We start from the raw sequence: 20,666 nt of genomic DNA, 5'->3' as shown, positions 1-20,666 counted from the left end.
GGTCACTCTCCGCTCGTGGACGCGGCCTTGATCGACTCCTTGGCGGCCTTGACGACCGCGGCCGGGGTGAGGCCGAACTTCTCGTACAGGGTCTGGTAGTCGGCGCTGGCGCCGAAGTGCTCGACGGACACGCTGCGCCCGGCGTCGCCGACGATGTCCCGCCAGGGCATCGCGACGCCGGCCTCGACGCTGACCCGGGCGCGGACCGCGGCCGGGAGCACCGACTCGCGGTAGCGGGCGGTCTGCCGGTCGAACCACTCGCGGCAGGGCATCGAGACCACCCGGGTCGGGGTGCCGCGGCGCTCGAGGGTGCGCTGCGCCTCCAGGGCGATGGCCACCTCGGAGCCGGTGGCCACGAGGATGACCTGCGGGCTGCCGTCGCTCGCCTCGGACAGGACGTAGCCGCCCTTCGCCGCCCCGGACGCCTTGGCGTAGGTGGACCGGTCCAGCACCGGCAGCTTCTGCCGGCTCAGCGCCAGGGCCGCGGTCCCGCGCTGCTTGAGGATCTGGCCCCAGACGACCGAGGTCTCGTTGGCGTCGGCCGGACGGACGACGTCGAGGCCGGGCATCGCCCGCAGGCTGGCCAGGTGCTCGATCGGCTGGTGGGTGGGTCCGTCCTCGCCGAGGCCGATGGAGTCGTGCGTCCACACGAAGGTCACCGGCAGCTGCTGCAGGCTGGCCAGACGCACCGCCGGGCGCATGTAGTCGGAGAAGACGAGGAAGGTGCCGCCGTAGGGGCGGGTCAGGCCCTCCAGGGCGATGCCGTTGAGGGCCATGCCCATGGCGTTCTCGCGGATGCCGAAGTGCAGGGTGCGCCCGTAGGGCCCGCCGGGGAACTTCTCGGTGGCCTTCTTCTTCGGCACGAACGAGGTGACGTCGTCCATCGTCGTGTTGTTGCTGCCGGCCAGGTCGGCCGAGCCGCCCCACAGCTCGGGCATGACGTCGGCGAGCGCGCTGAGCACGTCGCCGGACGCAGCCCGGGTGGCCATCCCCTTCTCGTCCGCCGGGAAGCGCGGCAGCGCACGGGCCAGGCCCTTCGGCGGCTCGCCGGCGACGAGCCGGTCGAGCAGCTCGGCCCGCTCCGGGTTGGCCGTGCGCCACGCCGCGTAGGTCTTGTCCCAGGCCTGGTGCGCCTTCTTGCCGCGGGTGACGACCTTGCGGGCGTGGTTGACGACCTTGGGCTCGACGGCGAAGGACTTCTCCGGGTCGAAGCCGAGCAGCTTCTTGGTCTCGGCGACCTCGTCCTCGCCGAGCGCGGAGCCGTGCGCGGCGCCGGTGTCCTGCTTGGTGGGGGCCGGCCAGGCGATGATCGTGCGCAGCTCGATGAAGGTGGGCTTCTTCGAGCGCTTGGACTTCTCGCAGGCCTTGAGCAGGGCGTCGACGTCCTCGACGTAGGCGGAGCCGTCGCCCTTCTTGCGCCAGTCGACGACGACGGTGTCCCAGCCGTAGGCGGCGTAGCGGGCGGCGGCGTCCTCGCTGAAGGAGATGTCGGTGTCGTCCTCGATGGAGATCTGGTTGGCGTCGTAGATGACCGTGAGGTTGGCCAGCTCCTGGTGACCGGCCAGCGAGGAGGCCTCGCTGGCGACGCCCTCCATGATGTCGCCGTCGGAGGCGAGCACCCAGACGTGGTGGTCGAAGGGGGACTCCCCGGCCTTGGCGTCGGGGTCGAGCATCCCGCGCTGGCGGCGCTGCGCCATGGCCATTCCGACCGCGGTGGCCAGCCCGGAGCCCAGCGGCCCGGTGGTCACCTCGACCCCGGCGGTGTGCCCCACCTCGGGGTGGCCGGGGGTCAGCGAGCCCCAGGTGCGCAGCTGCTGCAGGTCCTCGATCTCGAGGCCGTAGCCGCTGAGGTAGAGCTGCAGGTACTGGGTGAGGCTGGAGTGCCCGCAGGAGAGGACGAAGCGATCGCGGCCGAGCCAGGCCGGGTCGCTGGGGTCGTGCGTCATCACCTGCTGGTAGAGCAGGTAGGCGGCAGGGGCGAGGCTCATCGCGGTGCCGGGGTGCCCGTCACCCTTGTGCTGCACCGCGTCGGCGGCGAGCACCCGCACGGTGTCCACGGCGCGGACGTCCAGGTCGCTCCAGCCGGCCTTCTTCGCCGTCGGCGGTGCCAGCTCGGGGGAGCGACCGGCGGTCGCGGCGGACGAGGTCTTGGTGCGCTTCCCGGAGGACTTCGTCGAGGCCTTCTTCTTCGTGGCCTTCGGGGTGGCGGTGTCCGTGCTCAACATCAGGCCTTTCGCAACGGTGCTGTGGTGTCACGCACCACCCTAGACCCGCGGGCGGACGCCACGTCGTCCCGGCGGGTGGGCGTCCACCCCCGATCGTGCGGCGGTAGACTTCTGCCTGCGGCCCCGGCCGCACCCCTCCTGCCACCGTCCGATGTCTGAGGTTGCTTCGTGACCACCGCCGAGTCGACCCGCACCCCTGCGGCGACGACCTCACCCGGGTGGCGGGCGACCCTCGCGGCGTACGTCGCCCTGACCAAGCCGCGGATCATCGAGCTGCTGCTGGTCACCACGGTCCCGGTGATGTTCCTCGCCGAGCGCGGCGTCCCGGACCTGTGGCTGGTGCTGGCCACCCTCGTCGGCGGGACGCTCAGCGCCGGCGCCGCGAACACCTTCAACATGGTCTACGACCGGGACATCGATGCCCAGATGGGCCGCACCGCGCACCGCCCGCTGGTCACCGGTGCGGTCTCCCCGCGGGCCGCGACGATCTTCGGGGTGGCGCTGGCCGCTCTCTCCACGGCCTGGCTCTGGTGGCTGGTCAACCCGCTCTCGGCGATGCTCAGCCTCGGCGCGATCGTGCTCTACGCGGTCGGCTACACGATGATCCTCAAGCGCCGCACGGCGCAGAACATCGTCTGGGGCGGGGTCGCCGGATGCATGCCCACGCTCATCGGCTGGTCCGCGGTCCGGGACGAGGTCGGCTGGCCGGCGGTCATCCTCTTCCTCGTCATCTTCTTCTGGACCCCGCCGCACTACTGGCCGCTGTCGATGCGGTTCACCGAGGACTACGCCCGGGCGGGCGTGCCGATGGCCCCGGTGGTCCACCAGCAGACCACCGTGGCGAAGCAGATCGTCGCCTACTCCTGGGTGATGGTGGCGACCTCGCTGGTGCTCGTCCCGGTCGCCAACATGGGCTGGGTCTACCTGGTGGCGGCGCTGGTCTCCGGGGCGATGTTCGTCCTCGAGGCGCACCGGCTGCTGCGGGAGGCCCGGCGTGGCGCCGCGCAGTCCGTGCTGCGCCCGATGCGCCTCTTCCACTTCTCGATCACCTACGTCTCGGTGCTCTTCCTCGGGGTCGCTGTCGACCCACTGCTGCACCTCCCGTTGGCCTAGTTCGACCGAACTAGCAAGAACTAGGCCCCCCTTACTGTTTCTTGGTGTTTTCTTGACGGTCTCTTGACCCTTCTCTCAGGTGGGCGGAGAGTGGGACCACTGGCCCCGGCGACACGTCCGGGGTGCCGCCCGGGGGGGAGGCCAGTCCTTCATCCCGTACCTGGGGGGAACCAAGTCGGGACGAGGGATGGCTGCCGGTGCGGGCACGGTCGCCGCCTCAGGGCCCGACCGTGGCCGCACCGGCAGCATGCAGTCGGGCGGGGCAGTGCACCAGAGCGCTCGCTAGCCGTGCACAGCAGTCTGAGCATCCGCCCCGACGGGCTGACGCTGCAGCACCATCGCTCGGGTGACCGCGACGACGAGGAGGCAGGCGCCGAGCATGTGGGCCAGCACCAGCGCCTCCGGCAGGTCGGTGAGGTACTGCACGTAGCCGATGCCGCCCTGGGCGAGCGTGACCAGCGCGACGACCCCCCAGGCTCGCGCCGGGGCCGGGCTCCGGCCGCTGAGCCGGGCACCGACCCACACCGCGACGACCAGCCCGGCGAAGAGCATGACGCTGTCGGCGTGGAGCCAGGAGACCGTGCGCGGGTCGAAGCCGGTGCGGGCCGGCTCGTCGGCATCCCCGGAGTGCGGGCCGGAGCCGGTGACGATCGTGCCGAGGACGAGCACGACCGCGGTCATCGCGACCACCGCCCAGCTGAGCCGGTGCACCAGCGGGTGCACGGCCAGCGGCAGCCGCCCGCCGGGCTGGCCGGAGCGCCACACCAGCCAGGCGGAGACGGCGATGAGGAACATCGACGCGAGCAGGTGGAAGGCGACGATCCACGGGTTCAGGCCGGTGAGTACGGTGATGCCGCCGACCACGGCCTGCGCGGCGACCCCGACGAGCACGCCGAGGGCGCCCAGCAGCAGCTCGCGCCGCTCCCGGGCCCAGCGCCACAGCGCGACGACGAGAGCGACGGCGACCAGGCCCAGCAGCCCGGTGAGGGTGCGGTTGCCGAACTCGATGACCTTGTGGAAGCCCTCGGCCTGCTCGACCGTCGGGGTGTACGACCCGGGGACGCACTCGGGCCAGGTCGGGCATCCCAGCCCGCTGCCGGTGAGCCGGACCAGCCCGCCGGTGACGACGATGCCGACCTCGACGACGAGGTTGAGCCAGAGGATGCGGCGCAGCCAGGGGTGGGTCGCCGGGCGCAGCGCCCGGTCGGGGGAGGTCGGGGCCAGGGTCGCGCTCACCCCTCCACGGTATGCGGCGCGCTCCAGCGGCACGTCAGCGGCTCAGTCGTCCCATCGGAAGGTGCGGGCGGCCAGCGCGCCCAGACCCAGCGCCCACAGCGCGAGCAGGCCCCACTCGCGCCAGGGCACCACGCCGTCGACGAGGCCGGCCCGCAGCGCGTCACCGAGGGCCGCCGACGGCAGCCAGCGCACCAGGCCGCCGACCGCGTCGGGCATCTGGTCGGCGGACAGGACCAGCCCGCCGGCACCGAGCAGCAGCACCCAGAGCAGGTTGGCGACGGCCAGCACCGCCTCGGCGCGCATGGTCCCGGCGAGCACCAGCGCCAGGGCGACGAAGGCGGCGCCGCCCAGGGCCAGGGTGAGCACCGCGCCCGGCAGGGCGGCGAGCTCGGGCCACCAGCCCAGCGCCAGGGCGAGGACGGAGAGCAGCACCACCTGGACGGCCAGGACCACGGCCACCGCGAGCATCTTCGCCAGCAGCAGCCCGTCGCGGCCCAGGGGTGTCGTCCCGAGCAGCCGGAGCACGCCGTAGCGCCGGTCGAAGCCGGTCTGGATTGCCTGCCCGGTGAAGGCGGTGGAGACCACGGCCAGGCCGAGCACCCCAGCCGTGGCGAGGTCGGTGCGGGATCCGGGGCCGAGGTCGGGGACGTCGGTCAGGTGCAGCGCGATCAGCGCCAGCGCCGGCAGCACCACGGCGACGAGCAGCTGCTCGCCGTTGCCGAGCAGGGTGCGGGTCTCGAAGGCGGCCTGGGCGAGGACCCGGCGGGCCGGCGGCGCCGGGCGGGTGGGGCCGGTGCCCGAGGTGGGGGCGGGCGACGTCATGCCTGCTCCTCGGTGAGGGCGAAGTAGCGGGCCTCGAGCCCGGTGCCCTGGGCGAGCTCCGCGGTGGGGGCGTCGGCGGCGACCCGGCCGCGGTGCAAGATGACCACCCGGTCGCCGATGCGCTCGGCCTCGTCGAAGGAGTGCGTGGTGACCACGACCGCGGCGCCGTCGTCGGCGACCTGGCGCAGCAGCCGCCAGACCTCGCGCCGGGCGTGCGGGTCCAGGCCGGCCGACGGCTCGTCGAGCAGGGCCACCTCGGGGCGGTGCAGCAGCGCCGCGACCAGGGCGACCCGCTGCTTCTCGCCGCCGCTGAGCCGGCGGATCGGGCGGCCCGCCCGACCGTCCAGGTCGAGCCGCTCCATCAGCTCGGCGGTCCGGGTGGGGCCAGCCACCAGCCGGGAGAGGTGCGTCAGCAGCCGCCGGGGGGTCGCGGACTGGGGGAGCCCGCCGTCCTGCAGCATCACCCCGACCCGGGCGCGGTGCGCGGCGGGCGCGCGCCAGGGGTCGGTGCCGAGCACCCGGGCCCGCCCGTCGTCGGGGCGCTGCAGCCCGCCGAGGCACTCCATGACCGTGGTTTTGCCCGCGCCGTTGGGTCCGAGCACGCAGGTGATCGCCCCGGCGGCCGCGCTCCAGGAGGCATCGGCGACGGCCACCGTCGAGCCGAAGGCCCGGCGGAGGTTCTCGACGCGCACGGCCTCGCTCACGGGCGGGCAGTCTACGGGCGCCCGGTCGGGGCCGTGCGGTCAGGGGCGTGCGTGCCAGACCGGGCGCATCCGCACCCGCTGACGGATGGTGACACGCCGACCTCCGGCGGACGGCATCCGCGTGTCGCCATCTGTCAGCGGTTCAGGGGTGTCTTGGCGGCGCCTGGAGAGGCGAAGGGGGTAAGGACTGCCTTCGTTGCCACCGCCCGGGAATTACATAACATGGCTGTGTGGTTAATACGGATGTGCACCAGAGCGCGGCGGAACCAGCCGACGCCCGCACCCGTGACCGCGTCCTCGAGGCGATCACCGAGGGCGGGCCGATCACCGCTGCCCAGGTGGCCGACGAGCTCGGTCTGACCGCCACCGGCGTTCGCCGCCACCTCGACCACCTGGCCGCCGGCGGCCTCATCGTCAGCCGCGAGACCGGCGGCAAGCGCGGCCGCGGCCGACCCGCCCGGTCCTGGGTGCTCAGCGACACCGGCCACGACGCGCTGCCGGCCGACTACGACGTGCTGGCCGCCGACGCCGTACGCTTCCTGCGGGAGCACGCCGGCGACGGTGCCGTGCGTGCCTTCGCCGAGCAACGGGTGCGCGAGGTCGAGACCCGCTACGCCGACGAGATCGCCGCCGCCGGGGACGACCCCCGGGCCCGCACCGACGCGCTGGTCGAGGCGCTGCGCGGCGACGGCTTCGCCGCCAGCGCGCGACCGCTGCAGGGCCCCGACGACCGTCGCGGCCGCCGCACCGTGGGCGTCCAGCTGTGCCAGGGGCACTGCCCGGTGCAGCACGTCGCCAGCGAGTTCCCCGAGCTGTGCGAGGCGGAGGCGGACGCCTTCTCCCGGCTGCTCGGCGTCCATGTCCAGCGCCTGGCCACCCTGGCCCACGGCGACCACGTCTGCACCACCTTCGTCCCCACGACAGAGAGGTCCAAGCGATGAGCACGAACATCGAAGAGCTCAACCCCGGACTCAAGGGCATCGGCCGCTACGAGTACGGCTGGTCCGACTCCGACAGCGCCGGCGCCTCCGCGCAGCGCGGGCTGAACGAGGCGGTCGTCACCGACATCGCCGACCGCAAGTCCGAGCCGCAGTGGATGCGGGACCTCCGGCTGAAGGCGCTGCGCCTCTTCGGCAAGAAGCCGATGCCGTCCTGGGGCAGCGACCTCACCGGGATCGACTTCCAGAACATCAAGTACTTCGTGAAGTCCACCGAGCAGCAGGCCACGAGCTGGGAGGACCTGCCCGAGGACATCAAGAACACCTACGACAAGCTCGGCATCCCCGAGGCGGAGAAGCAGCGCCTCGTCGCCGGCGTCGCCGCCCAGTACGAGTCCGAGGTCGTCTACCACCAGATCCGCGAGGACCTGGAGGAGCAGGGCGTCATCTTCGTCGACACCGACAGCGGGCTGCGCGAGCACGAGGACCTCTTCCGCGAGTACTTCGGCACCGTCATCCCGGCCGGCGACAACAAGTTCTCCGCGCTGAACACCGCGGTGTGGTCCGGCGGCTCCTTCATCTACGTCCCGCCGGGCGTGCACGTCGACATCCCGCTGCAGGCCTACTTCCGGATCAACACCGAGAACATGGGCCAGTTCGAGCGGACGCTGATCATCGCCGACGAGGGCAGCTACGTGCACTACGTCGAGGGGTGCACCGCGCCGATCTACAAGACCGACAGCCTGCACAGCGCGGTCGTCGAGATCGTCGTGAAGAAGGACGCCCGGGTCCGGTACACGACCATCCAGAACTGGTCGAACAACGTCTACAACCTCGTCACCAAGCGGGCCACCTGCGCCGAGGGCGCCACCATGGAGTGGGTCGACGGCAACATCGGGTCCAAGGTGACGATGAAGTACCCGGCCGTCTTCCTCATGGGCGAGCAGGCGAAGGGGGAGACCCTCTCGATCGCCTTCGCCGGCGAGGGCCAGCACCAGGACGCCGGCGCGAAGATGGTGCACGCCGCGCCGAACACCTCGAGCTCGATCATCAGCAAGTCCGTCGCCCGTGGCGGCGGCCGGACCTCCTACCGCGGGCTGGTGCAGGTGCTCGAGGGCGCCGCCGGGTCGAAGAGCTCGGTGGTCTGCGACGCGCTGCTGGTCGACACGATCAGCCGCTCCGACACCTACCCCTACGTCGACGTCCGCGAGGACGACGTGCAGATGGGCCACGAGGCGACCGTCTCGAAGGTCTCCGAGGACCAGCTCTTCTACCTCATGTCCCGCGGGATGACCGAGGAGGAGGCGATGGCGATGATCGTGCGCGGCTTCGTCGAGCCGATCGCCAAGGAGCTGCCGATGGAGTACGCCCTCGAGCTCAACCGCCTCATCGAGCTGCAGATGGAAGGAGCCGTGGGCTGAATGAGCCTGCTCACCGACACCCCGCGCGCCGGGTCGCACTCCGACAGCGCCGCGGCCTTCGTCCCGGACCAGTCCCGGGCCGAGCGCGCCCGCTCCTACCGGCCGGAGGACTTCGAGGTCCCCACCGGCCGCGAGGAGGACTGGCGCTTCACCCCGCTGGACCGGCTGCGCGGGCTGACCGCCGACGCCACCTTCGAGGGCGGCTCGCTGAGCGTCTCCGGGCGCGGCAGCGACCAGGTGACCGTGCAGACCGTCGGGCGTGACCACGAGGCCGTCGGCTCCTCCGGCTACGTGCCCGGCTCGCGGGCCAGCGCGCTCGCCTGGGCGGCCGCCGACGAGGTCCGGCTGCTCACCGTCCCGCGGGAGGCCGAGCTGGCCGAGCCCTTCGTGCTAGAGACCACCGGCGCCTCCAGCGAGGGCGCCAGCGCCGGGCACACCGTCGTCGTCGCCGGGCGGCACTCGCGGGCGACCGTCGTGCTGGCCTACTCCGGCTCGGCGACCACCAGCGAGAACGTCGAGATCGTCGTCGAGGACGGCGCCGAGCTGACCCTGGTGACCGTCGGCGAGTGGCGCGACGACAGCGTCCAGCTGGCCAGCCACCACGGCCTCGTCGGCCGGGACGCCAGCCTCAAGCACATCGTCGTCACCCTCGGCGGCGACGTGGTGCGCCACGACACGAGCATCGCCTACGCCGGCCCCGGCGGGTCCTTCGACGGGCTCGGCGTGTACTTCGCCGACGCCGGGCAGCACCTCGAGCACCGGCTCTTCGTCGACCATGAGGCGCCGCACTGCCGCAGCAACGTCGAGTACAAGGGCGCCCTGCAGGGCGAGACCGCGCGCACCGTGTGGATCGGTGACGTCCTCATCCAGGCCGCCGCCGAGGGCACCGACACCTACGAGCTCAACCGCAACCTCGTGCTCACCGACGGCGCCCGCGCCGACTCGGTCCCCAACCTGGAGATCGAGACCGGCGAGATCGCCGGTGCCGGGCACGCCTCGACCACCGGCCGCTTCGACGACGAGCAGCTCTTCTACCTGCAGTCCCGCGGGATCCCGCAGGACGAGGCCCGCCGGCTGGTGGTGCGCGGCTTCTTCGCCAGCATCGTCCAGCGGATCGGCGTCCCCGAGGTCACCGAGCGCGTGATGAGCGCGATCGAGGCCGAGCTGGCGACGGCGGAGCAGTGACCGCCGGGGTGAGGGTCTGCGCCCTCGACGAGCTGCCCGAGGTCGGCGCCGCGCGCGCCGAGATCGACGGTCGCGTCGTGGCCATCGTGCGCGCCGAGGACGGCTCGGTGCACTGCATCGACGACGAGTGCACCCACGGCAAGGTCTCGCTCGCCGAGGGCGAGGTCGAGGGCTGCCAGATCGAGTGCTGGCTGCACGGCTCGACCTTCGACCTGCGCACCGGGGCCCCGAGCGGCCTGCCGGCCACCGTGCCGGTGGTCGTGCACCAGGTGGAGGTCGTCGACGGCGACGTCCACGTGGCCCTGTCCGACCAGCCGGCCCGCACCGCCTGAGCCCGAAGACCGACGTCGAACCCCCTTCGACACGAACGAGAACGAGAGACGAGAGACATGGCAACCCTTCAGATCACCGACCTGCACGTCGGCGTGGAGACCGAAGAGGGCACCAAGGAGATCCTCAAGGGCGTCACGCTGACCATCGAGTCCGGGCAGACCCACGCGATCATGGGCCCCAACGGATCCGGCAAGTCCACCCTCGCCTACTCCATCGCCGGTCACCCCAAGTACACGGTGACCTCCGGCAGCGTCACCCTCGACGGTGAGGACGTGCTGGCGATGAGCGTCGACGAGCGCGCCCGGGCCGGGCTCTTCCTGGCCATGCAGTACCCCGTCGAGGTGCCCGGCGTGACCGTGAGCAACTTCTTGCGCACCGCCAAGACCGCGGTCTCCGGCGAGGCGCCGAAGCTGCGCACCTGGGTCAAGGACGTGCGCACGAGCATGGACCAGCTGCGGATGGACTCCGCCTTCGCCGACCGCAACGTCAACGAGGGCTTCTCCGGCGGGGAGAAGAAGCGCCACGAGATCCTCCAGATGGAGCTGCTGCAGCCCAAGATCGCGGTGCTCGACGAGACCGACTCCGGGCTGGACGTCGACGCCCTCCGGGTCGTCTCCGAGGGCGTCAACCGGGTCCGGGAGAGCGACGACACCGGCGTGCTGCTGATCACCCACTACACCCGGATCCTGCGCTACATCCGCCCCGACCACGTGCACGTCTTCGTCGACGGCCGGATCGCCGAGGAGGGCGGCCCCGAGCTGGCCGACCGCCTCGAGGCCGAGGGCTACGACCGCTACATCACCGCGGGGGCCTGACCGACGGTGACCACGACGACAGCCCCGGTGAGCGACCCCTGGAGCGCCGCGCAGATGCGCGACATCCGGGGGCGCTTCCCCGTGCTCTCCCGTACCGTGCGCGACGGTCGTCCGCTGGTCTACCTCGACAGCGGCGCGACCTCGCACAAGCCCGAGTCCGTGCTGGACGCCGAGCGGGACTTCTACACCCGGATGAACTCGGCGCCGCACCGCGGCGCGCACGCGCTCTCCGAGGAGGCCACCGAGGCCTACGAGGGGGCGCGTGAGCGGATCGCCCGGTTCATCGGTGCGGGCACCGACGAGATCGTCTTCACCAAGAGCGCCACGGAGTCGCTCAACCTCGTCGCGCACGCGCTCAGCGGCGGCCCGCACCCGCAGGCCCCCGGCAGCGAGGACATCGTGCTGCGCCCGGGCGACGAGGTGCTGGTCACCGAGCTCGAGCACCACGCCAACCTCGTGCCCTGGCAGGAGGCCTGCCGGCGCAGCGGCGCCACCCTGCGGTGGATCCCGCTCGGTCCGGACGGCCGGCTGGACCTGAGCGGCCTGGACGAGCTGATCACCGAGCGGACGAAGGTGCTCGCCCTGGCGCACGTCTCCAACGTGCTCGGCACCGTCATCCCGCTGGAGCAGATCGTGCCGCGGGCGAAGGCCGTCGGTGCCCTGGTCGTGCTCGACGCCTGCCAGTCCGTGCCGCACCTGCCGGTGGACGTGCGGCAGCTGTCCGAGCTCGGGGTGGACCTGCTGGCCTTCTCCGGGCACAAGATGCTCGGCCCGATGGGCATCGGGGTCCTCTGGGGCCGCCCGTCGGTGCTGGAGGCGCTGCCGCCCTTCCTCACCGGTGGCTCGATGATCGAGATCGTGCGGATGGAGGGCAGCACCTACCTGCCGCCGCCGGCCCGCTTCGAGGGCGGGGTGCCGGCCGCCTCGCTGGCCGTCGGGCTGGCCGCGGCCACCGACGTCCTCGACGAGCTCGGCATGGACGCGGTGCACGCCCACGAGCAGGCGCTCGGCGCCCGGATGCTCGAGGGTCTCGCGGCCCGTGACTGGGTGCGGGTGCTCGGGCCGACCGACATGGCCGAGCGCGGCGGCACCGTCGCCTTCGACGTCGACGGGGTGCACGCCCACGACGTCGGTCAGGTGCTCGACGCCGCCGGTGTCGCGGTGCGGGTCGGTCACCACTGCGCCTGGCCGCTGCACCGCGCGCTCGACGTGCGGGCCAGCGTGCGGGCCAGCGTCGGGGTCTACAACACCCTCGAGGAGATCGACGTGCTGCTCGGTGCCCTCGACGAGGTGCCGGCCATCTTCGGGACGGGAGGCTGAGATGGACCTCTACCAGGAGCTCATCCTCGACCACAGCAAGCACCCCCGGCACGCCGGGCTGCGCGAGCCCTTCGAGGCCGAGGTGCACCACGTCAACCCGACCTGCGGCGACGAGGTGACCCTGCGACTGCACGTCGGCGCGGGGGAGGACCCGGTCGTCGAGGACGTCAGCTACGACGCGCAGGGCTGCTCGATCTCGACCGCCTCCACCTCGATCCTCGCCGAGGAGGTCGTCGGGCACCCGCTGTCCGAGGCGCTGAACACCTACGAGGCGATGCGCACCATGCTGACCAGCAAGGGCGAGGACACCGGCGATGAGGAGGTCATCGGCGACGGGGTCGCCCTGGCCGGGGTCGCCCGCTACCCGGCGAGGGTGAAGTGCGCCCTGCTGGGATGGATGGCCTTCACCGACGCGTTGCACCAGTCAGGCCACGAGATCCGAGAAGGAGACCCGGCATGAGCGAGACCACCGCCACCAACGTCGCGGACGTCGAGGAGGCCATGCGCGACGTCGTCGACCCCGAGCTCGGGATCAACGTCGTCGACCTCGGCCTCGTCTACGGGATCACCGTCGACCCCACCAACCACGCGGTCATCGACATGACGCTCACCTCGGCGGCCTGCCCGCTGACCGACGTCATCGAGGACCAGGTCGGGCAGAGCCTCGAGGGGCTCGTCAACGGCCACCGGATCAACTGGGTGTGGATGCCGCCGTGGGGCCCGGACAAAATCACCGACGACGGCCGCGACCAGCTGCGCGCCCTCGGCTTCAACATCTGAGGTGAGCCGCGTCGTCGAGGTGGCGCCCGCGCGCTACCCGCGCTGGCGCGAGCGCTTCGACGCCAACAACCCCGACGGGCCCCAGCGGGTCGTCGCGGTCGAGACCTTCGACCACGACCCGCTGGGGCTCGTCCTCGTCCGCCGCGGCGGCTACGCCATCGGGCTGGCGCGCGGCGAGGTGCTGACCGCGCACAAGACCGGCACCCGCTACGTCCAGTCCCGCACCGCGGCCGGCGGCTGGTCCCAGCAGCGGTATGCCCGGCGCCGCGGCAACCAGGCGGACGAGCTCGTCGAGACCGTGGTGCGCCACCTGGGCCGGATCTGCCCGCCGGGGTCGGCGGCCGGCCTCGTCGTCGGCGGCGACAGGGCCCTGGCCGGGCAGGTGCTTCTCGCGCCCTCGCTGCTCCCGCTCGCCGACCTGCCGCGGCGCGAGCTGTGGGACCTGCCCGACCCGCGCCTGACCGTGCTGCAGGACGCCCTGGGCCGGGGCCGTGCGGTCCGGGTGACGATCGACGACCCGCCCTCGCCTGCGCAACTGCCCGGGTAGTTGCGCGACCTGGGCCGAATTTGCCCGGGCAGTTGCGCACGGTGGGTGATTTGCCCGGGCAGTTGCTCACGGTGGGTGTCATTTGCCCGGGCAGTTGCGCACGAGCCGTGATTTGCCCGGGCAGTTGCGCAGGGTGGGGCGAATTTGCCCGGGCAGTTGCGCACGAGCCGTAATTTGCCCGGGCAGTTGCGCAGGGTGACCAGAGCGGCTTTGGGGAGGACGGGTCAGGAGCCGGGGTTGTTGGGGTCGGCCACCGCGAAGGTGTCGCAGTCGTCGAGCGTGCTCGCCTGCATGCCGATCCCCAGCCAGGTCTGGCGGGCCTGCGCGGAGCCGTGGGTCCACCCGTCGGGGTTCACCTCGCCGCCGGAGCGCTCCTGGATGACGTCGTCGCCGACCGCCTTCGCCGCGCTCATCGCGTCGGCGACGTCCTCTTCGGTGACGCCCTCCATGAGCCGGTTGCCGTTGCTGTCCTGGGTGCTGCCGGCGTGCTGGATCCACATCCCGGCGAAGCAGTCCGCCATGAGCTCGACCCGCACCGCGCCGGAGTCCGCGCCCTGCGGGTCGCGCTGGCTCTCCTCCAGCACCCCGTAGAGGTTCTGGATGTGGTGACCGTACTCGTGGGCGAGCACGTACTCCTCGGCCAGCGCCCCGTCCTGCGCGCCCAGCCGCTGCTGCAGGATGTCGAAGAAGTCGGTGTCGAGGAAGATCCGCTCGTCCAGGGGGCAGTAGAAGGGACCGATCTGGTTGCTCGCCGTGCCGCACCGGGACTGGGTCTGCCCCTCGTAGATCGTCACCTGCGCCGGTGCCCGGAAGTCCTGCCCGGCCGCCCGCAGGTCGGCGGCCAGGTCCGGCTGCTGGCTCCAGTAGTCGTAGAGGCTGTTCTCGGTGGCCACCGCCCGGCAGTCCCGGTCGGCGTTGGCGTCCGCGCCGGTCTGGCAGCGCTGCGCCAGGTCCTCGCCCTGCTCGCCCTGCGAGGAGGTGTCGGTGCCGAGCATGTCGCCGCCGCCGAGCAGCACGACCAGGACGGTGATGATGAGCCCGACGACCCCGCCGCCGGCGATCACCGGTCCCCGGCCCACCCCGCGGCCCCCGCCGCCGGAGCCCACCCTCGAGGTGTCCAGCGAGGCGTTGTCGTCGAAGCTCATCGGCACACTCCTGAGGGGTCCGACGCCGTCGGTGGCGTCCAGGGACCGCTCAGCGTAGTGCGCCCGCGGCGGATCACACCTGTCACACCTGGCTGGCGTGATCCGGGACGTAGCGCTGCGACTCCCGCGGCGGGCGGTCGTACCCCTTCGCCTCGGGCCGGTCCGGGATCGGCACCGGGTCCGGGGTGGTGCGCTCGTAGGGGATGCTGCCGAGCAGGTGGGCGATGACGTTGATCCGCGCCGAGCGCTTGTCCTCGGACTCCACGGTCCACCACGGGGTGGCGTCCAGGTCGGTCTCGGCCATCATCCGGTCCTTGGCGCGCGAGTAGTCCTCCCACCGGCTGATCGACTGCACGTCCATCGGGGAGAGCTTCCACTGCCGCATCGGGTCGTTCGCCCGGGACCGGAAGCGGGCCTCCTGCTCGACGTCGGAGACCGAGAACCAGTACTTCAGCAGGATGATCCCGTCCTCGACGAGCATCTGCTCGAAGAGCGGCGCCTGGTGCAGGAAGGTCTCGTACTCCTCGTCGGTGCAGAAGCCCATGACCCGCTCCACCCCGGCGCGGTTGTACCAGGAGCGGTCGAAGAGGACCATCTCGCCGGCCGCCGGCAGGTGCGGCACGTAGCGCTGGAAGTACCACTGGGTCTTCTCCCGCTCGTTGGGTGCCGGCAGCGCCGCCACCCGCACGACGCGAGGACTCAGCGGCTCGGTGATCCGCTTGATCGCCCCGCCCTTGCCCGCCGCGTCCCGGCCCTCGAAGAGCACCACCACCCGGGCTCCGGAGACCTTGAGCCACTCCTGCAGCGCGACGAGCTCCTGCTGCAGCCGGGCCAGCTCGGCCTCGTAGCTCGACTTCTTCATCCGGGGCAGCCCGCTCGCGGTCGTCTTCGCCATGAGCGGAGTCTGCCCCTGCAGGCCGGCGGCGTCGAGCGGGGGAGCGTGGTGGTGAGACGTCCGCCACCGGCCCCGTGCGGGCGGCGGTCGAGACGAGCGGGCCGGCGACCTACACTGGTCTAGGTGGCCGTGGCCCTGCCCGGCGCCCGTGACCGACCCCGCAGCCCAGGAGCCTCCCGCATGATCACCGCCACCGGCATCGAGCTGCGCGCGGGCTCCCGGATCCTGCTCGAGGACGCCAGCTTCCGCGTCGCCGCCGGGGACCGGGTCGGCCTGGTCGGGCGCAACGGCGCCGGCAAGACCACCTTGACGAAGGTGGTGGCCGGCGACGCGCAGCCGGCGGCCGGCACCATCACCGCCGGCGGCCAGGTGGGCTACCTGCCGCAGGACCCGCGCACCGGAGACCTCGAGGTCACCGCCCGCCAGCGCATCCTCTCCGCCCGCGGGCTGGACCGCATCGTCACCGACCGGGCGGCCGCCGAGCAGCGGATGGCCAGCGCCGACACGGAGACCATGGAGAAGGCGATGCGCGCCTACGCCCGGCTGGAGGCCGAGTTCGAGTCGGCCGGCGGGTACGCCGCCGAGTCGGAGGCAGCCAGCATGGCGGCCGCGCTGAACATCGAGGAGCACCGGCTGGACCAGCCGCTGGGCACCCTCTCCGGCGGTCAGCGGCGCCGGGTCGAGCTGGCCCGGATCCTCTTCTCCGGCGCCCAGACCCTGCTGCTCGACGAGCCCACCAACCACCTCGACGCCGACTCCATCGCCTGGCTGCGCGACCACCTGCGCAGCTACCAGGGCGGGCTGGTCATCATCAGCCACGACGTCGACCTGCTCGGCGTCGTCGTCAACCGGGTCTTCCACCTCGACGCCAACCGGGCCGAGCTGGACATCTACAACGTCGGCTGGAAGGCCTACCTCGAGCAGCGCGAGACCGACGAGCGGCGCCGCCGGCGGGAGACCGCGAACGCGCAGAAGAAGGCCGGCGCGCTGCTGGACCAGGCCGAGAAGATGCGGGCCAAGGCGACGAAGGCGGTGGCCGCCCAGCAGATGATCCGCCGGGCCGAGCGGATGCTCGCCTCGGTCGAGGGCGAGCGCGCCCACGACAAGGTCGCCAAGCTGCGCTTCCCCGACCCGTCACCGTGCGGCCGGACCCCCCTTCGCGCCTCTGGCCTGTCCCGCTCCTACGGCAGCCAGGAGGTCTTCACCGACGTCGACCTGGCGATCGACCGGGGCAGCCGGGTGGTCGTCCTCGGGCTCAACGGTGCCGGCAAGACGACGCTGCTGCGGATGCTCGCCGGGGTCGACGGCCCGGACACCGGTCAGGTGGAGCCCGGGCACGGCCTCAAGCTCGGCTACTACGCCCAGGAGCACGAGAACCTCGACGTCGACCGGAGCGTGCTGGCGAACATGAAGTCCGCCGCGCCGGACCTGGGGGAGACCGAGGTGCGCAAGGTGCTCGGGTCCTTCCTCTTCTCCGGCGAGGACGTCGAGAAGCCGGCCGGGGTGCTCTCCGGCGGTGAGAAGACCCGGCTGTCGCTGGCGCTGCTGGTCGTCTCCAGCGCGAACGTGCTGCTGCTCGACGAGCCGACGAACAACCTCGACCCGGCCAGCCGCGAGGAGATCCTCGGGGCGCTGTCGACGTACAAGGGCGCGGTCGTGCTGGTCACTCACGACGAGGGCGCGGTGGACGCCCTGCAGCCGGAGCGGATCCTGCTGCTGCCGGACGGGGTCGAGGACCTCTGGGGCGCCGACTACCGGGACCTGATCACCCTGGCCTGAGCCCGCGTGCCCTGCGCGACCCCTCCTGCGGTCCGACGCAGGTGGGGTGGAGTTTGCCCGGGCAGTTGCGCAGAGGTGGGGCCGGAATGTCCATGTATAAGGATGCGTTATGGGAGCGATAACACAACCCGTAGGATGGATCGCGTGACTGTGACGACTCGACCCACTCGCACCAAGGCGACCGGCGCCTGGGCCGACGGTGACCGTACCCCGCTGAACCACAACGAGGAGTTCAAGCAGGAGGACGACGGGCTGAACGTCCGTCAGCGCATCGTCGACGTCTACAGCAAGCAGGGCTTCGGCGCGATCAGCCCCGACGACCTCAAGGGCCGGATGCGCTGGTGGGGCCTCTACACCCAGCGCAAGCAGGGGCTCGACGGCAGCCACACCGGCGAAGACGACCTCGACGACGAGTACTTCATGATGCGCATCCGCACCGACGGCGGCGCGATGAGCACCGAGCAGCTGCGGGTCGTCGCCGGCATCTCCACCGACTTCGCCCGGGACACCGCCGACGTCTCCGACCGGCAGAACATCCAGCTGCACTGGATCCGGGTCGAGGACGTCCCCACCATCTGGGAGCGGCTGGAGGCGGTCGGTCTGGGCAGCACCGAGGCCTGCGGCGACTGCCCGCGCGTCGTCCTCGGCTCCCCGGTGGCCGGCGTCGCCGCCGACGAGGTCGTCGACGGCACCCCCGCGGTCGAGGAGATCAAGCGGCGGTTCATCGGCAACCCCGAGTACTCGAACCTGCCGCGCAAGTTCAAGACCGCGATCTCTGGCTCGCCCAGCCTGGACATCACCCACGAGATCAACGACGTCTCCTTCGTCGGCGTCGAGCACCCCGAGCACGGACCCGGCTTCGACCTCTGGGTCGGCGGCGGACTGTCCACCAACCCGCACTTCGCCCAGCGCCTGGGCACCTGGGTGCCGCTCGAGGACGTCCCGGACGTGTGGGCCGGGGTCGTCGGCATCTTCCGCGACCACGGCTACCGGCGGCTGCGCAACCGGGCCCGGCTGAAGTTCCTCGTCGCCGACTGGGGCGCCGAGAAGTTCCGCGAGGTGCTCGAGCAGGACTACCTCGGCCGCGAGCTCGCCGACGGCCCGGAGCCGGCCGCCCCCGGCAGCCTGCGGCGTGACCACGTCGGCGTGCACGAGCAGGCCGACGGGCGCGTCTGGGTCGGTGTCGCCCCGATCGCCGGCCGGGTCAGCGGCACCCGGCTCACCGAGATCGCCGACCTCGCCGAGGCCGCCGGCAGCAGCCGGGTGCGCCTGACCCCGCACCAGAAGATCCTCGTCCTCGACGTCGACCCGGCGAAGGCGGACCAGCTCGTCGCCTCCCTCGACGCCCTGGACCTGCCCGCCCGGCCCAGCGAGTGGCGCCGTGGCGTGATGGCCTGCACCGGCATCGAGTTCTGCAAGCTGGCGCTGACCGAGACCAAGGCGCGCGCCCGGTGGACCGTGGAGCGGCTGGAGGCGGCGCTGCCCGACCTCGACGTCCCCTTCTCCATCCACGTCAACGGCTGCCCGAACTCGTGCGCCCGCAGCCAGGTCGCCGACGTCGGCCTCAAGGGCATGGTCGCCAAGGACGACGACGGCGAGCTGGTGGAGATCTACCAGGTCCACCTCGGCGGCAGCCTCGGCACCGACCCGGGCCTGGCCCGCAAGACCCGCAACCTCAAGGTCGCCGCGGACGAGCTGCCCGACTACATCGAGCGGCTGGCCCGCACCTACCTCGACCAGCGCGAGCAGGGCGAGTCCTTCGCCTCCTGGGTGCGCCGGGCCGAGGAGGACGACATCCGATGAGCCGCAGCGCGCCGGTCTTCCACTGCCCCTACTGCGGGGAGGACGACCTGCGCCCGGTGGCCGAGCCCGCCGGGGCCTGGGCGTGCGGCTCGTGCGTCCGCGTCTTCACCGTCACCATGCACCGGACCGACACCGACCTGGCGTCCGGACCCTCCGAAGGGAGCACCTCCCGATGAGCACCACCACCAGCCTGAGCACTCGCGCCGAGGAGGGGCAGCGCCTCTTCGCCGCCCTGGAGAGCGACCTCGGCGGCACCTACGAGGGCCGGGTCGAGATCGCTCGCCGCGCCCTGCAGTGGGCCAGCAGCACCTTCGGCGAGCGGCTGACCGTCGCCAGCTCGATGGGCGACGAGGTCCTCGTGCACCTCGTCGGCACCACCCTGACCGACGCCGACGTCTTCTTCCTCGACACCGGCTACCACTTCGCCGAGACCCTCGGCACCCGGGACGCCTACGCGGCCATGCTGCCGCTGCAGATCCGCACGATCCTGCCGCGCCTGACCGTGCCCGAGCAGGACGCCGAGTACGGCGAGAAGCTGCACGACCGGGACCCCAACCTGTGCTGCTTCATGCGCAAGGTGGAGCCGATGGAGCGGGCGCTGGAGGACTACGACGCCTGGGTGACCGGGATGCGTCGCGAGGACGCCCCCACCCGCGGCGACATCGACGTCGTCGGCTGGGACGCCAAGCGGGACATGGTCAAGCTCAACCCGATCGCCGGCTGGACCCAGGACGACGTGGACCGCTACGTCGCCGAGCACGGGGTCTTCCTCAACCCGCTGCGCGACAGCGGCTACGCCTCGATCGGCTGCGCCCCGTGCACCCGACCGGTGGCCGAGGGCGAGGACCCGCGAGCCGGGCGCTGGTCCGGCCAGACGAAGACCGAGTGCGGCCTGCACACGTGAGCGACCGGGGCGCGGGCGGCGTGGTCCTCGTGGCGCACGGTTCGCCGGACCCGCGGCACGGGCAGACCATGGTGCGCACCGCCGGTCGCCTCGCCGAGCGCTGCGGCAGCGACGTGCACGTCGCCTACCTCGAGCACGAGCCGCCGAGCGCGACCGAGGTCGCCCCTGCGCTCGACGGGCCGGTCGCGGTCGTGCCGATGCTCATCACCCCCGCCTACCACGCCCGGGTGGACATCCCCGAGGCCGCCGAGCAGCTCGGGTCCCACGGCGCGACGGTCCGGCTGCAGCCGCCGCTGGGCGGGCACCCGGGTCTCGTCGAGGCGGTCGCCGAGCGGCTCGAGGTGGCCGGCCACGACCCGGGCGACGGGGTGGTCCTCGTCGCCGGCGGCAACAGCGACGGATCGGCGCTGCAGGCGCTGCGCGACCTGCTCGCCGCGCACGCGCCGGACAGCTGGCGCGGGTGCGCCCTCACCGAGCTCGACGAGCAGCCGCCGGACCGTCCGGTGATGGCCTTCACCCTCGCCGAAGGGGTGCTGCACGACCGGGTGGGGGAGTGGGCGGCCGGTCACGGAGCCCCCTTCGTCCGCGGCGGGCTCGCCGACACCGAGGCGGCGCTGGCGGTGGTGCTGGAGCGGGTCTCCGGCTGAGCCGGAACAAGCCGGCGCCGCGCCGGGTTGACCTCAGGTGCGCTTGAGCCACCA

21 protein-coding genes are annotated in these 20,666 nt (G+C 72.4%); 15 read left to right on the top strand and 6 right to left on the bottom strand.

Going from position 1 to position 20,666, the window contains the following annotated elements; translation table 11 throughout:
- Positions 1 to 2: 2 nt before the first annotated feature.
- The gene (gene tkt, locus BJY28_RS13325) at positions 3 to 2,225 is read right to left on the bottom strand and encodes a transketolase (protein WP_179463432.1); all 2,223 of its coding nucleotides are present in this window, start codon (positions 2,223 to 2,225) and stop codon (positions 3 to 5) included.
- 168 nt (positions 2,226 to 2,393) lie between these two features.
- Between tkt and BJY28_RS13320 the strand changes: the two genes are divergently transcribed.
- Positions 2,394 to 3,338, top strand: a complete 945-nt coding sequence (locus BJY28_RS13320) for a heme o synthase (RefSeq protein WP_179463431.1) — start codon at positions 2,394 to 2,396, stop codon at positions 3,336 to 3,338.
- Between the two features lie 282 nt (positions 3,339 to 3,620).
- On the opposite strand, the gene BJY28_RS13315 is transcribed toward BJY28_RS13320, so the two are convergent.
- From BJY28_RS13315 to BJY28_RS13305, 3 genes are read right to left on the bottom strand one after another with little or no spacing between them, the layout of a single operon-like run.
- Positions 3,621 to 4,574 carry a COX15/CtaA family protein gene (locus BJY28_RS13315; protein WP_343037115.1) on the bottom strand — a complete coding sequence of 318 codons (954 nt, stop codon included), beginning with the start codon at positions 4,572 to 4,574 and terminating at the stop codon, positions 3,621 to 3,623.
- 42 nt (positions 4,575 to 4,616) lie between these two features.
- The gene (locus BJY28_RS13310; protein ID WP_179463430.1) at positions 4,617 to 5,396 is read right to left on the bottom strand and encodes an ABC transporter permease; all 780 of its coding nucleotides are present in this window, start codon (positions 5,394 to 5,396) and stop codon (positions 4,617 to 4,619) included.
- Positions 5,393 to 6,100 (bottom strand): ATP-binding cassette domain-containing protein, encoded by a 708-nt coding sequence (locus BJY28_RS13305; protein ID WP_179463429.1) that lies wholly within the window; start codon positions 6,098 to 6,100, stop codon positions 5,393 to 5,395. Before BJY28_RS13305 ends, BJY28_RS13310 begins: the two co-directional genes overlap by 4 nt.
- 230 nt (positions 6,101 to 6,330) lie before the next feature.
- Between BJY28_RS13305 and BJY28_RS13300 the strand changes: the two genes are divergently transcribed.
- From BJY28_RS13300 to BJY28_RS13260, 9 genes are read left to right on the top strand one after another with little or no spacing between them, the layout of a single operon-like run.
- The gene (locus tag BJY28_RS13300) at positions 6,331 to 7,041 is read left to right on the top strand and encodes a helix-turn-helix domain-containing protein (protein ID WP_179463428.1); all 711 of its coding nucleotides are present in this window, start codon (positions 6,331 to 6,333) and stop codon (positions 7,039 to 7,041) included.
- On the top strand, positions 7,038 to 8,459 hold the full coding sequence (gene sufB / locus BJY28_RS13295) for a Fe-S cluster assembly protein SufB (protein ID WP_179463427.1): 1,422 nt from the start codon (positions 7,038 to 7,040) through the stop codon (positions 8,457 to 8,459). Before BJY28_RS13300 ends, sufB begins: the two co-directional genes overlap by 4 nt.
- Entirely contained in the window at positions 8,460 to 9,644 is a 1,185-nt protein-coding gene (sufD, locus tag BJY28_RS13290) for a Fe-S cluster assembly protein SufD (RefSeq protein ID WP_179463426.1), read from the top strand.
- A gap of 8 nt (positions 9,645 to 9,652) precedes the next feature.
- Positions 9,653 to 9,976, top strand: coding sequence for a non-heme iron oxygenase ferredoxin subunit (locus tag BJY28_RS13285; protein ID WP_343037114.1), 324 nt, complete (start codon positions 9,653 to 9,655; stop codon positions 9,974 to 9,976).
- A gap of 57 nt (positions 9,977 to 10,033) precedes the next feature.
- Positions 10,034 to 10,792, top strand: a complete 759-nt coding sequence (sufC, locus tag BJY28_RS13280; protein WP_179463424.1) for a Fe-S cluster assembly ATPase SufC — start codon at positions 10,034 to 10,036, stop codon at positions 10,790 to 10,792.
- A 54-nt stretch (positions 10,793 to 10,846) separates the two neighbouring features.
- Complete coding sequence (locus tag BJY28_RS13275) at positions 10,847 to 12,112, top strand: aminotransferase class V-fold PLP-dependent enzyme (RefSeq protein WP_179464140.1); 1,266 nt, start codon at positions 10,847 to 10,849, stop codon at positions 12,110 to 12,112.
- Position 12,113: 1 nt separating this feature from the next.
- Positions 12,114 to 12,572, top strand: coding sequence for a Fe-S cluster assembly sulfur transfer protein SufU (sufU, locus tag BJY28_RS13270; protein WP_179463423.1), 459 nt, complete (start codon positions 12,114 to 12,116; stop codon positions 12,570 to 12,572).
- Positions 12,569 to 12,892, top strand: a complete 324-nt coding sequence (locus BJY28_RS13265; RefSeq protein ID WP_179463422.1) for a metal-sulfur cluster assembly factor — start codon at positions 12,569 to 12,571, stop codon at positions 12,890 to 12,892. The genes sufU and BJY28_RS13265 overlap by 4 nt, the downstream gene beginning before the upstream one ends.
- Position 12,893: 1 nt before the next feature.
- The gene (locus BJY28_RS13260; RefSeq protein ID WP_179463421.1) at positions 12,894 to 13,439 is read left to right on the top strand and encodes an acVLRF1 family peptidyl-tRNA hydrolase; all 546 of its coding nucleotides are present in this window, start codon (positions 12,894 to 12,896) and stop codon (positions 13,437 to 13,439) included.
- A gap of 224 nt (positions 13,440 to 13,663) precedes the next feature.
- On the opposite strand, the gene ypfJ is transcribed toward BJY28_RS13260, so the two are convergent.
- Together ypfJ and ppk2 are read right to left on the bottom strand one after the other, a co-directional pair.
- The gene (gene ypfJ, locus BJY28_RS13255) at positions 13,664 to 14,584 is read right to left on the bottom strand and encodes a KPN_02809 family neutral zinc metallopeptidase (protein WP_179463420.1); all 921 of its coding nucleotides are present in this window, start codon (positions 14,582 to 14,584) and stop codon (positions 13,664 to 13,666) included.
- Positions 14,585 to 14,666: 82 nt separating this feature from the next.
- Positions 14,667 to 15,479 carry a polyphosphate kinase 2 gene (gene ppk2, locus BJY28_RS13250; protein WP_246313414.1) on the bottom strand — a complete coding sequence of 271 codons (813 nt, stop codon included), beginning with the start codon at positions 15,477 to 15,479 and terminating at the stop codon, positions 14,667 to 14,669.
- 180 nt (positions 15,480 to 15,659) lie between these two features.
- Between ppk2 and BJY28_RS13245 the strand changes: the two genes are divergently transcribed.
- From BJY28_RS13245 to BJY28_RS13225, 5 genes are all read left to right on the top strand, one after another.
- The gene (locus BJY28_RS13245; RefSeq protein WP_179463419.1) at positions 15,660 to 17,258 is read left to right on the top strand and encodes an ABC-F family ATP-binding cassette domain-containing protein; all 1,599 of its coding nucleotides are present in this window, start codon (positions 15,660 to 15,662) and stop codon (positions 17,256 to 17,258) included.
- Positions 17,259 to 17,393: 135 nt separating this feature from the next.
- Positions 17,394 to 19,061, top strand: a complete 1,668-nt coding sequence (locus BJY28_RS13240; RefSeq protein WP_179463418.1) for a nitrite/sulfite reductase — start codon at positions 17,394 to 17,396, stop codon at positions 19,059 to 19,061.
- Positions 19,058 to 19,237 carry a hypothetical protein gene (locus tag BJY28_RS13235; protein WP_179461187.1) on the top strand — a complete coding sequence of 60 codons (180 nt, stop codon included), beginning with the start codon at positions 19,058 to 19,060 and terminating at the stop codon, positions 19,235 to 19,237. Before BJY28_RS13240 ends, BJY28_RS13235 begins: the two co-directional genes overlap by 4 nt.
- Positions 19,234 to 19,965 carry a phosphoadenylyl-sulfate reductase gene (locus BJY28_RS13230; RefSeq protein WP_179463417.1) on the top strand — a complete coding sequence of 244 codons (732 nt, stop codon included), beginning with the start codon at positions 19,234 to 19,236 and terminating at the stop codon, positions 19,963 to 19,965. Before BJY28_RS13235 ends, BJY28_RS13230 begins: the two co-directional genes overlap by 4 nt.
- Positions 19,962 to 20,612, top strand: a complete 651-nt coding sequence (locus BJY28_RS13225; RefSeq protein WP_179463416.1) for a CbiX/SirB N-terminal domain-containing protein — start codon at positions 19,962 to 19,964, stop codon at positions 20,610 to 20,612. Before BJY28_RS13230 ends, BJY28_RS13225 begins: the two co-directional genes overlap by 4 nt.
- The last annotated feature ends 54 nt before the right edge of the window (positions 20,613 to 20,666 follow it).

The organism is Janibacter alkaliphilus (assembly GCF_013408565.1).
Lineage (GTDB): Bacteria > Actinomycetota > Actinomycetes > Actinomycetales > Dermatophilaceae > Janibacter > Janibacter alkaliphilus.
The sequence above is the reverse complement of the archived record's forward strand: the minus strand, read 5'-3'. Positions and strand labels throughout refer to the sequence as shown.

Excerpts from the sequence above, each read along its gene's own strand:
- sufC (WP_179463424.1), top strand. The coding sequence starts at position 10,034 with ATGGCAACCCTTCAGATCACCGACCTGCACGTCGGCGTGGAGACCGAA.
- BJY28_RS13235 (WP_179461187.1), top strand. The coding sequence starts at position 19,058 with ATGAGCCGCAGCGCGCCGGTCTTCCACTGCCCCTACTGCGGGGAGGAC.
- BJY28_RS13245 (WP_179463419.1), top strand. The coding sequence starts at position 15,660 with ATGATCACCGCCACCGGCATCGAGCTGCGCGCGGGCTCCCGGATCCTG.
- BJY28_RS13265 (WP_179463422.1), top strand. The coding sequence starts at position 12,569 with ATGAGCGAGACCACCGCCACCAACGTCGCGGACGTCGAGGAGGCCATG.
- sufD (WP_179463426.1), top strand. The coding sequence starts at position 8,460 with ATGAGCCTGCTCACCGACACCCCGCGCGCCGGGTCGCACTCCGACAGC.
- sufB (WP_179463427.1), top strand. The coding sequence starts at position 7,038 with ATGAGCACGAACATCGAAGAGCTCAACCCCGGACTCAAGGGCATCGGC.
- ypfJ (WP_179463420.1), bottom strand. The coding sequence starts at position 14,584 with ATGAGCTTCGACGACAACGCCTCGCTGGACACCTCGAGGGTGGGCTCC.
- tkt (WP_179463432.1), bottom strand. The coding sequence starts at position 2,225 with ATGTTGAGCACGGACACCGCCACCCCGAAGGCCACGAAGAAGAAGGCC.
- ppk2 (WP_246313414.1), bottom strand. The coding sequence starts at position 15,479 with ATGGCGAAGACGACCGCGAGCGGGCTGCCCCGGATGAAGAAGTCGAGC.
- sufU (WP_179463423.1), top strand. The coding sequence starts at position 12,114 with ATGGACCTCTACCAGGAGCTCATCCTCGACCACAGCAAGCACCCCCGG.
- BJY28_RS13240 (WP_179463418.1), top strand. The coding sequence starts at position 17,394 with ATGGATCGCGTGACTGTGACGACTCGACCCACTCGCACCAAGGCGACC.
- BJY28_RS13275 (WP_179464140.1), top strand. The coding sequence starts at position 10,847 with ATGCGCGACATCCGGGGGCGCTTCCCCGTGCTCTCCCGTACCGTGCGC.
- BJY28_RS13230 (WP_179463417.1), top strand. The coding sequence starts at position 19,234 with ATGAGCACCACCACCAGCCTGAGCACTCGCGCCGAGGAGGGGCAGCGC.
- BJY28_RS13310 (WP_179463430.1), bottom strand. The coding sequence starts at position 5,396 with ATGACGTCGCCCGCCCCCACCTCGGGCACCGGCCCCACCCGCCCGGCG.